Source organism: Actinomadura sp. KC216 (assembly GCF_004348535.1).
GTDB lineage: Bacteria > Actinomycetota > Actinomycetes > Streptosporangiales > Streptosporangiaceae > Spirillospora.
The window spans coordinates 21019-31549 of sequence record NZ_SMJX01000072.1 but is presented as its reverse complement, the minus strand read 5'-3'; the positions used below and the strand labels follow the sequence as shown (position 1 = coordinate 31549).

Sequence of the window (10531 nt, the reverse complement as noted above, 5' to 3'; positions counted from 1 at the left end):
CCCCACCTGCGGGCGCCCCACCGAGGTGGTGTTCATCGGCCCGGTCATCCTCGCCGACCTCACCGAGGTCAACGCGTGGCGCTGCCGCGCCTGCCCCGCCGACTGGTGCATCCCCGTGACGCACTGGTCCGTCACCGACGGCCCCGACTGCCCGTTCTGCCACAGCCACGACACGTGCTGGGCAGCGCTGGCCCCAGACGTCCCCGGCGACCTGTGGGGCTGCGAGCGCGGACACGAGTTCGTCCTCACCCCGGACGGGGTCGTGATCACGCCCGGCAACGAGGACCTGTCGGACTGGGCACCGGTCTGGCCGCCCCACAAGCGCGACCCCAAGGACGGCGATGCCGCATGAGCGCCCGCAGCGCGATCGAGTGGACCGACGCCACCTGGAACCCGGTGACCGGCTGCACGAAGGTCTCGCCGGGCTGTGACCACTGCTATGCCGAGACGTTCGCCGAACGGTGGCGGGGGGTGCCCGGCCACCACTTCGAGCGCGGTTTCGACCTGGTGCTTCGGCCCGAGCGGCTCGGCCAGCCGCTCACGTGGCGGGCGCCGCGGCGGGTGTTCGTCAACTCCATGTCCGATCTGTTCCACCCCGGCGTCCCGGTCGAGTACATCGCCCGCGTGTTCGCCGTCATGCTCGCCGCGCCCCGGCACACCTTCCAAGTCCTCACCAAGCGGCACGCCCGGATGCGATCCCTGCTGCGCGACCGCCGGTTCACCGCCGCGGTGTACGAGCGTGCCGCCGCCGATCACGGGCTGGACCCCGTCCCGGCGCCGTTGCAGCGGTGGCCGCTGCCGAACGTCTGGCTCGGGGTGTCGGCCGAGAACCAGCGGTGGGCCGAGATCCGTGTCCCCGCGCTGGTCGAGACCCCGGCCGCGGTGCGGTTCGTGTCCGCCGAACCGCTGCTGGGGCCGATCGACCTGATCCGGGCGGTGTGGACGTGCGGCAGCCAACGCGGCCACGGTCTCACCGCCTCCTACGTCCGTTGGGGCTGCTGCGACCGGTTCCACGGCCTGGACTGGGTCATCACCGGCGGCGAGTCCGGCCCTCGCGCCCGGCCTGCGCATCCCGACTGGTTCCGGTCCCTGCGGGACCAGTGCGCCGCCGCCGGGGTGGCCTACTTCCACAAGCAGCACGGCGCCCACACCTGGCAGCCCCCGGCCACCGGCCGCCGCCCCGACCTGTACGTCAACGCCGACACCGGCGCCAGCCGTGCGCCTGGCGAGGTGCCCGAGCCCGGCGAGTGGGCCCCGGTGTGGCGTGTCGGCAAGAAGCAGGCCGGGCGAGTGCTGGACGGCCGCACCCACAACGACATGCCCGCCGGGAGTGATGCCGCATGACGGGCATGATCGGCCGCCGCTACCTCGACCCCGGCGACCGGCTGTCGGGCCGCAACGACCCGCCCGAGGTCGTGACGGTCCTGACCCGGTGGGGGCCCGGCGGTGGACCGCGCAACGTGCTCGTACGCCGTCCGGACGGGTCCCGCGAGGTGATCCCGTTCCCGCGCCGTCTCCGCCGCCTGGACACCGCGGTCGCGGCCCCGGCGGGCGACCGCCGCGCCCCTGACCACACGCCCCCCTCGATGACCGGAGGTGCCTGATGGCCTTCTTCTCTCGCTGGACCCCCGGTGACGAGCTTTCGCTGTACGACGAGTTCTCGGGCGCCGGTGGCTCGACCAAGGGCGCTGCCGTCGTGCCCGGCGTCCGTCCGATCTTCGTGGCCAACCACGACGACACCGCGATCGCCTCGCACGCGGCCAACTTTCCGGACGTGGAGCACTACAAGGGCAACGTGGTGGAGACCGACATCACCCGGTTTCCGTGGGCCGCCCTGTTCTGGGCGAGCCCCGCGTGCCCGCCCTGGACCGACGCGCGCGGGGTCAAGCGGGACTTCGATCGCACCAATCAGCAGGTCCTGTTCGGCCCGGACGGGCCGACTGAGAACGTGGCCCGCGCCCGCGCGCTGATGGAGGAGGTGCCGCGCTACCTGCGGTACTGGGCTGGCAAGTGCCGACCGGTCCTTGGGGGCGTGGTGGAGAACGTCATCCAGGTCACCAAGTGGGACCAGTTCGGCCGGTGGCGCCGCGAGATCGAGGCCATCGGCCCCTACGAGGTGTACGTCATCGCCTACAACTCCATGCACGCCCGCCCGGTCCGCTCCGGGCGGGCTCCGCAGTCGCGTGATCGGGCGTTCATCATGTACCTGCACAAGGCGTTCGGTCGCCGCCCGGACCTGCGCAAGTGGTTGTCCCCGCGCGCGTACTGCCCGACCTGCGACCGGACCGTGGCGGCGATGCAGGTGTTCAAGAAGCCCGGTACGTTCATGGGCCGTTACCGGCAGCAGTACCTGTACCGGTGCCCGTCCACTTCCTGCCGCAACCAGGTCGTCGAGCCTGATGTCCTGCCCGCCGCACACGCGATCGACTGGACGCTCAAAGGCAAGCGAATCGGGGACCGGGACGAGCCGCTCGCCGCAGCGACGCTGGCCCGCATCCAAGCCGGGATCACCCGGTACTGGACACCCGTGCTCACCCCTGCGGGCGGGACTTGGCGCAAGGACGCCACGACGGTGTTGGATCCGATGCCAGCCCGGACGACCCGGGAGAACGACGGCATCGCCGTACCGCTGATGGTGCCCGTGGAGGGTCGGCCTGGGAAGACGGCCGCACCCGCATCGCTGCCCCTGCGCACCCAGACAGCGCGCAACGAGACGGGCGTCGCGGTCCCAAAGCCGACACTCGCCGAGCCGTTCCTCGTGCCGCTCCGCGGCGGCGGCGACAAGGAGAACGCCCGCCCGATTCACGATCCGCTCACTACGGTCACCGCGTCCGGCAACCACCACGGCCTGGTGGCCCCGGCCGCAATGGTGATGCGGAACTTCACCCCCAGGGGCGACGCTGGCCAGATGTGCACGCCGGTGGCCGAGCCGCTTCGCACCCAGACCGCGAACAGCAAGCAGTCCCTCATCACCTCCGAACACCTGCTGGTCCCCTACTACGGCAACGGCACCGCCCGCCCGGCCGGCGAGCCGATCGGGACGCTTCCGACCCGCGACCGGTACGCGCTCGCCGAGGGCACCGCCCAAGGCGCGGCCGAGGTCGACTTGGACGACGTGCTGTTCCGCATGCTCGAACCCCACGAGATCGGCGCCGCGATGGCGTTCGCTCCGGACTACATCGTCCTGGGCAACAAGCGCCAACGCGTCCGCCAGTACGGCAACGCCGTCACCCCACCCGTCGCCGAGGTGCTGGTCTCCGCCCTGGTGGAGGCCATCACCGGCCAAGACCTGGAAGCGGCCGCATGACCACGATCACGGCCGAGGCCGCGCCGCTGTTCTACCTCGGCGCGCACCAACCGCACTGGCTGTGGACGGCGCGGTTCCCACTGTTCGTCTCGCACCGCCAGCTTGCGCGACGGGCGCGGCTGCGCCCCGCGACGTGCCGGTGGGCGCTGGACTCCGGCGGGTTCACCGAACTGTCCCTGCACGGCCGTTGGATCACCACCGCTGCCGAGTACGCCGAAGCGGCCACCAACTACGCCGAGCACCTGGGCATGCTGCCTCACCTACGCCACCGGGTGGCGCGACCGGCTATTGGCCGGGCTGGCCGCCCGCGGCCACCAAACCGACCTGTTCGCCCTGCTGGTACCGCCGGAGGAGGAGACCGCAGCATGACCAACCCGGACCGGAGTCACCTGCGCACCGCGCTGGACCTCGCCGCGGGCGGTGTGCCGCCGCTGCCGCTGCGGGCGGGAAAGGTGCCGTTCGGGAACTGCCGCGGGTGCGCGAACGGCACCTGCGGCGGACGCCCGAACATGAAGACCCCGGGGCCCTGCCAGTGCCCCGCCCCCTGCCACGCGTGGGCCGCGGCCACCCTCGACCCGCACGTCCTCACCTCACCCGCCTGGGCCCCGGCATGGCGGCACGCCGCGGCGGTCGCCTACCACCCCGGCGGGGCCGGGCTGACCGTGATCGACCTCGACAATGAGGAAGCCGTCGCCTGGGCCCGCGCGACCCTGCCCGCCACCCGCACCGTGCCGACGACGCGCGGCGAGCACTGGCTCTACCTGGGCGTCATGCAGTCGGTGAACGCGGTCCGGCCCGGCGTCGACATCAAGTCGCTCATGTCCTACGCGCGGTGGCGCGGCCCCGGAACCGGCACCATCACCGACCTGCCCGCCGCCGTACGCGCGCTGGCCGACAAGCCCACCACCGTCCGGCCTGCACAGGCCGCCAGGCCCGCCGTCACCCCGCCCGCCGGGGGTGGGGAGTGCCGTCACCGCACCCCGGCCTACCTGGAACGCGGCATCGCCATGGCCGAGCAGCGCATCACCGACGCCCAAAGCGCCGTCCACACCACCGTGTACCGCACGTTCCTGGCCGTGCTGGCCGCTCACGGCCGGTGCGGCTGCCTCACCGACGCCCACATCACCAGGCTGTTCACCGCCGCGCAGGCCAAGGGCGAATCCCCCCGGCACTGCACCGACGCCTGGGCCAACGCCCGCACCAGGTTGGGACTGTAAACGCATGGCCGACGACGACAAGACCCCGGCCCGGCAGGTCATCACCGACTACGCCCAAACCCACTTCCGGTACTTCCGCACCGCCGACGGGACCGTGTTCGCGCAGCACAACGGCCACCCCGTGGCGCGCCCGATCCGCTCCCAGGGCACCTCGGGCAGCCACCGCCAGGAACTCATGGTCGGCCTCTTCGGAGACGGGTACGGCGTGTTCAGCGGAACCGCCCTCAAAGAGGCGCTGGACCTGATCGAGGCGCTGGCGGTGACCCAGGACGTTCAGCCCGTCCACATCCGCGTCGCACCCGGATTCGACGGCGCTACGTGGCTGGACCTGGGCCGCAGCGACGGGCGGTCGGTCCGTATCCACCCCACCGGCTGGGACGTCCGCACCCCCGACCCGCGCGAGGTGTGCTGGCGCCGCACCCAGCTCACCGGCGAACTTCCCCTGCCCGCCGCCGACACCAACGAGAAGGGCATCGATCTGCTGCTGCGGCTGTGCAACTTCGCCAACGCCGAGACCGAATGCCTGGCCATCGCCTGGCTGATCGGCTGCCTGGGCCCATCGGTGCCCGTCCCCGCCCCGTTCCTCACCGGCCCCCAAGGCGCCGGCAAGTCCACCGGCGGGCGGATGCTCGTCAGGATCATCGAGGGCATGAGCGGGGACCTGCGCCGCGCCCCCAAAGACGAGGAGAACCTGATCGCCGCGGTGGCGGCCGGATGGGTCACCGCGCTGGACAACCTGTCCCACCTGGCCCCCGACCTGTCCGACCTGATGTGCTGCATCGTCACCGGCGCCGAAACCATCAAACGCGCCCTGTACACCGACGGCGACGTCGTCCGAGCCCGCTACCGCCGCCCCCTGCTGCTGACCGGCATCGACGTCGGCGTCATCCGCCCCGACCTCGCCGAACGCCTCCTTCCGCTCCGCCTGGAACGCCCCGCCGTCCGCCGCACCGAAGCCGAACTGTGGCGCGACTTCGAAGAAGCCCTGCCCACCATCCTCGGATCTCTGCTCGACCTCACCGTCAAAGTCCGCGCCGCCGAAGCCGACATCCCCACCGACCTGCGCATGGCCGACTTCGCGCACCTGTGCGCCCAACTCGACGCCGCCACCGGATTCGACGCGCTCAACGCCTACCGCACCAGCCTGGACGACCTCAACGACGACGTCATCGAAGGCGACCTCCTCGCACAGACCGTCCTCAAACACGCCGCCGACCTCACCCCCGGCGACCCGACCCGGATGACCTCCACCCAATGGCTGCACACCCTCACCGGCCTGTACACCGGCGACGACCACCGCCCCCTCCCCAAAGGCTGGCCCACCACCGGCAAAGTCCTCTCCGACCGCCTCAAACGCCTCCAACCCACCCTCGCCGCCCGAGACGTCCTCATCGACTGGGGCCGCACCCCAGACAGCCGCTACATCGAAATGACGCGGCCCCCCAGGCCCGCCACCACCCCGGCAGGAATCGATCCTCTGACCCTGGAGGGGGAGGACGTGCAAGAAGAGCACCCCGGTGCTCGATCGCGGTAGCCCCGCCAGCTCGCGGGAGAGACCGCGCGGGGTGCTCTTCTTCGAACCGCAACGCCTACTACAACAGACCCCCTTCTCTTTTCCTAAGAGGAGAGACGCTGCGTCATCTGCGTCATCCGAGAACAGAAACCGGCCCCTGACCTGCTGTTACAGCGATGACGCAGAACGGCTTCGGCTGCGTCATCCTGCGTCATCTGCGTCATACCGATGACGCAGCCTGCGTCATCGGATGACGCACCCCCAAACCTCTGCGTCACTCAAACCCGCAGGTCAGAGACATGAATGACGCGGATGACGTGATGACGCAGAAATCCGCGCCTAGGACAGCCCCGCATCCGAAAGGGCTCGGCCGACGCAGGACCCAACACCGATTCTCCACCCCCCAGTCTTCGCCGCCGCGTGGCGGGCGGCCTTCACACGACGAGGGAGATCATGATGGCGGCAAAAGACGAGAAAGATCTCACGGTCGCGGACATCTGTCGAATTCTTCAGGTCTCGCGGAGAACCTTCTACGAATGGCGCGCGAAGGGTAGGGCGCCACGCTGCAAGAGGATTCCGAACGGAGAACTCCGTATCCGCCGTGTCGATTTCGATCACTGGTACGAGGCATGCGAGGATGCCGCCTGATGCAGAGCACCACCTACAAAGTGCGCGTCTACGAGATCGAAACGCGTAAGAACAAGCACGGCAAAGTGACCTCGTACCGGGTGCGGTGGAACGTAGCAGGCAATGTCTGGAAGGAGCCGTTCAGGAACTACGCACAAGCTGACGCTTACCGCAGCGCCCTTATCACTGCCGCCCGTAACGGCGAAGCGTTCAGCACTGCCACGGGCAAGCCGCTTTCGTGGGCACGTGACGATCTGACCGAAATGAGCTGGTACGACTTCGCCTGCGCCTACGTGGATATGAAGTGGAAAGGTGCCGCAGCGAGATATCGGGACGACATTGCGCGAGCGATGACCGCTGCCACTCCAGCGATGTTGTCCGGTGAGCACGGCAAGCCGGATGCGCAGAAGCTTCGCAGCGCAATGCAGCGTTGGGGGTATAACACCAAGAACCGCGGCAACTCCCCCGATGACATCGCCACCATCCTGCGGTGGCTGTCGGAGAACACCGAACCCGTATCCGCCCTCGCTGAACCGGCCAAAGCGCGAGCGCTGTTGGATGCGGCAACCTCCAAGCTTAACGGAAAGAAGGCCGCCGCCACCACGGCCAGAAAGCACCGCATGCTGCTGGCCAATGCAATGGACTACGCCGCGGAACTCAAGCTCTTGGAGGGGAACCCGATTCGCGACCTGAAATGGAAACCGGCCCGTACGACTGGTGAGGTAGACCGGCGGCGCGTTGTGAATCATGCCCAAGCCCGCGCACTACTCACAGCCGTACGAAACCAAGAGCCCAGCGGGTTGCGGCTGGTGGCGTTTTTCGCCGTGATGTACTACGCCGCCCTTCGCCCCGAGGAAGCAGTCAACCTCCGGCGACCGGACATCACCTTGCCCCAGCTGGTGAAGAACGACGAGACGGGAGAACTTGAAGAACCGGCCGATGGCTGGGGAGAGATCGTGATCCGCAAGGCCGCGCCGTTCGCCGGTCGCGACTGGACCGACGACGGCGCTCTGCGCGAGGAACGCTCTCTCAAGCACCGCGCAGAAGACGAGACGCGGCCGGTGCCCATCCCGCCGGCACTGACCCGCATCCTTCGTGCTCACCTGGTCGAGTTCACTGACGGTGCCGACGGTCGGGTCTTCTACGGCGTGCGTGGCGGAGAGCTGCCCAACATCACCTATCGGCGCGCCTGGAGGAGAGCGCGCACGGACGCTCTCACCGCAGATCAGGCCACGTCGCCGCTGGCCGAACGTCCCTACGATCTGCGTCATGCGTGCGTGTCCACCTGGCTCAACGCCGGTGTACCGGCGCCCCAGGTCGCCGAGTGGGCAGGCCACAGCGTCGAAGTCCTTCTCAAGACCTACGCCAAGTGCATCGCCGGTCAGGACGAAGCCGCCAAGCGCCGTATCTCCGACGCGCTGGACGGCGGGTAGCCGCCCCTGAGCGCGGTCCCGTGGGACCGTATTGGGACGGACCAACCGCAGGCCACCGCGTAGAGCCGCACACAACCGCATAGACCTCAAAGCCCCTGACCGGCGTCCGCGCTGGTCAGGGGCTTTTTTGTATGGTCAGAGGGGCGCCTCCGGCAGGATTCGAACCTGCGACACCCGCTTTAGGAGAGCGGTGCTCTATCCCCTGAGCTACGGAGGCGTGTCGTCGCTTGCGGCAAGAGCGTAGCGGACGGCACCTACAGGGTAGGGGACGGGGAGTGCTGGGCGCTCCTTCTCATGGGGCGCCCAGGACCTCTAGGCCGGGTGGGGCCGGTGTGGGTACGCTTCGGTGCCGTGACGGGTCGGCATCGCGGGCAGCCGAAGGAATGGGTTGCCGAGGACGAAGTGGACGCGCGTCCGTCCCGGGGCGTGCGGATCGGCGTTGTCGCCGGTGCGTTCGTGGTGCCCGTCGTGGTGGCCTCGCTGATCGCGTTCGGGTTGCGTGAGGAGCCGGTGCGGGAGCGGCCGGAGTCGGTGGGGTCGACGGGGCGGACCGCGGGCCCGGCCGTGACGCCGGAGGGGGAGCCGACGTACGGGGAGTACGTGGCGCCCGAACCGGGGCCGCAGGCGGGGACGAAGCCGCCGAAGCGGACGCCCGTTCAGAAGGCGGTGCCGCGGAAGAGGTGGGCTCCCAGGCCGTCACCGTCCATCAGGACGCGCCGGCCGTGCCCGCCGGGGTGGGAGGACGTCTGGTGGATGCACCGGTGGTGCTGGCCGCAGGATGGTCACCGTGGCCGCTGAACTGATTACGCACAGGTCATCGTAGAACCTGTAGTAGCGTTCTGCCGCTGTTCCGCATTTGGGCATCAGGAGGAAAACCACCGTGCCGAACCCCCGGTCGGCGGCGCTGACCGCGGTCTTCCTGGTGATGACGATGATCTCACCGCATGGCGCCGCCACGGCGGCCGAGGGTCGGGCCGATCCTCTGGAGTCGCTGCGCCGTGAAGCGTCGAAGGCCCGCAGCGAGCTGGAGAAGGCCACGAAGCGGATGGAGGACCGGAAGAAGGATCTGGCCGCCTCCCAGGTCAAGCTGCGGAACACGCTGAAGGATCTGGCGGCGGCCGAGGCCGAGCTGAACGTGATCCGGGAGCCGCTGGCCCGGCTGGCGAACACCTCGTACCAGCAGCGCGGGGCCGCCGGGTCGATGTCGATCTTCGGTGAGGGTGATCCGGGGCAGGCGCTGCGGTCGACCGCGGACGTGACGCTGCTCGCCCAGTCGCAGAAGTCGCTGGTCGACCGTGCCGACGATCTGCAGGAGCGGCGCAAGCGGCTCGCGACGAGCGCCCAGGACCTGCAGTCGCGCAACGCGGTCGAGCAGACCCGGCTGCAGCAGGAGGTCGACGCGCTGAAGAGCAAGTCGGAGCAGCTGACCGAGCAGCTCAACGCGATGCTCGACAAGCTCGCGGTGAGCCGGTTGAAGCGGTTCCAGCTCGGCTGCGACAAGGGCCTTTCGAGCGACGCGAAGCAGTACCCGAACGGGCTGATCCCGTCGAAGTACCTGTGCGCGCTGCCGCAGAAGGGGCACAAGCTGCGGGCCGACGCGGCGCAGGCGTTCTACAAGCTGAACGCGGCCTACAAGAAGCGGTTCGGCCGCGACATGTGCGTCAGGGACGCGTACCGCAACCTTTCGGACCAGCACCGGATCTACGCTCAGCGTCCGGGTTTCGCCGCGGTTCCCGGGACGAGCAACCACGGCAAGGGGCAGGCCGTCGACCTGTGCGGCGGTGTGCAGAACTCTGGGTCCGTCCAGTTCAACTGGATGGAGGCCAAGGCCGGGAAGTACGGATGGTTCCACCCGGCGTGGGCGTACAGCAATCCGTTCGAGCCCTGGCACTGGGAGTACGGCACCGAGAACGACGAATGACGCTGGTCTCACTCGCCGCCTCGATCCGTATCTCCTGACGGTCGCCTTGTGGGGTTCCGTCGTGTGAACGCGCTGGGAGTGCGTCCGGGCTAGAGCGGGGCTTCGGTGGCGGGGACGATCTCGGCGGTGCAGTAGCGGCAGCGCCTGGCCTTGATGGGGATCTCGCCGAGGCACTCCGGGCAGTCCCGCTCGGTGGCCTCCCTGCCCCGGTCCATCCGCTCGATCAGCTTGGTCGTCGGCAGCACCACCAGGAAGTACACGATCGCGGCCGTGATGGCGAAGGCGATCGCGGAGGTCACGAAGATCCCGTACGGGAACTGGGTGCCGCTGATCGAGACGGACAGCCGGGTGTAGTCGGGCTTGCCGCCGAGCAGCGCGATCAGCGGGGTGATGAAGGAGTTCGCGAAGTCCTTCACGAGGCCGGCGAAGGCGGCTCCGACGACGAACGCGACCGCGAGGTCGATCAGGTTCCCGCGGAACAGGAACTTCTTGAATCCACTCATGTAGAGCTCC

At 69.3% G+C, this 10531-nt stretch carries 11 protein-coding genes and 1 tRNA gene; 10 read left to right on the top strand and 2 right to left on the bottom strand.

All coding sequences use genetic code 11. The features are described from left to right. The 8 genes from E1264_RS43385 to E1264_RS15250 all read left to right on the top strand — a co-directional run. Positions 1-352: hypothetical protein (locus E1264_RS43385; RefSeq protein ID WP_165964189.1), on the top strand; the 352-nt coding region annotated here is incomplete at its 5' end. Next, positions 349-1344, top strand: a complete 996-nt coding sequence (locus E1264_RS15280; RefSeq protein WP_132173882.1) for a phage Gp37/Gp68 family protein — start codon at positions 349-351, stop codon at positions 1342-1344. The genes E1264_RS43385 and E1264_RS15280, both read left to right, overlap by 4 nt. Beyond that, positions 1341-1604, top strand: a complete 264-nt coding sequence (locus E1264_RS15275) for a hypothetical protein (protein ID WP_132173880.1) — start codon at positions 1341-1343, stop codon at positions 1602-1604. The genes E1264_RS15280 and E1264_RS15275 overlap by 4 nt, the downstream gene beginning before the upstream one ends. Further along, positions 1604-3307, top strand: coding sequence for a DNA cytosine methyltransferase (locus E1264_RS15270; protein ID WP_132173878.1), 1704 nt, complete (start codon positions 1604-1606; stop codon positions 3305-3307). The genes E1264_RS15275 and E1264_RS15270 overlap by 1 nt, the downstream gene beginning before the upstream one ends. Then, complete coding sequence (locus E1264_RS15265) at positions 3304-4524, top strand: bifunctional DNA primase/polymerase (protein WP_207935930.1); 1221 nt, start codon at positions 3304-3306, stop codon at positions 4522-4524. The genes E1264_RS15270 and E1264_RS15265 overlap by 4 nt, the downstream gene beginning before the upstream one ends. Positions 4525-4528: 4 nt before the next feature. After that, the gene (locus E1264_RS15260) at positions 4529-6058 is read left to right on the top strand and encodes a hypothetical protein (protein WP_207935929.1); all 1530 of its coding nucleotides are present in this window, start codon (positions 4529-4531) and stop codon (positions 6056-6058) included. 432 nt (positions 6059-6490) lie between these two features. Continuing rightward, entirely contained in the window at positions 6491-6685 is a 195-nt protein-coding gene (locus E1264_RS15255) for a helix-turn-helix domain-containing protein (protein WP_347813395.1), read from the top strand. After that, positions 6685-8097: a tyrosine-type recombinase/integrase gene (locus E1264_RS15250; RefSeq protein ID WP_132173876.1), complete on the top strand. Its 1413-nt coding sequence runs from the start codon at positions 6685-6687 to the stop codon at positions 8095-8097. Before E1264_RS15255 ends, E1264_RS15250 begins: the two co-directional genes overlap by 1 nt. A 144-nt stretch (positions 8098-8241) precedes the next feature. Here the strand turns inward: E1264_RS15250 and E1264_RS15245 are convergent. Further along, a tRNA-Arg gene (locus E1264_RS15245) sits at positions 8242-8314 on the bottom strand. A 134-nt stretch (positions 8315-8448) separates the two neighbouring features. Here E1264_RS15245 and E1264_RS15240 point away from each other — a divergent pair. Next, positions 8449-8895, top strand: coding sequence for a hypothetical protein (locus E1264_RS15240; RefSeq protein WP_132173874.1), 447 nt, complete (start codon positions 8449-8451; stop codon positions 8893-8895). 82 nt (positions 8896-8977) lie between these two features. Next, positions 8978-10018 (top strand): M15 family metallopeptidase, encoded by a 1041-nt coding sequence (locus E1264_RS15235; protein WP_132173872.1) that lies wholly within the window; start codon positions 8978-8980, stop codon positions 10016-10018. Positions 10019-10107: 89 nt separating this feature from the next. Here E1264_RS15235 and E1264_RS15230 read toward each other — a convergent pair whose 3' ends face one another. Next, positions 10108-10521, bottom strand: a complete 414-nt coding sequence (locus E1264_RS15230; RefSeq protein WP_132173870.1) for an MscL family protein — start codon at positions 10519-10521, stop codon at positions 10108-10110. Positions 10522-10531 lie beyond the last annotated feature (10 nt).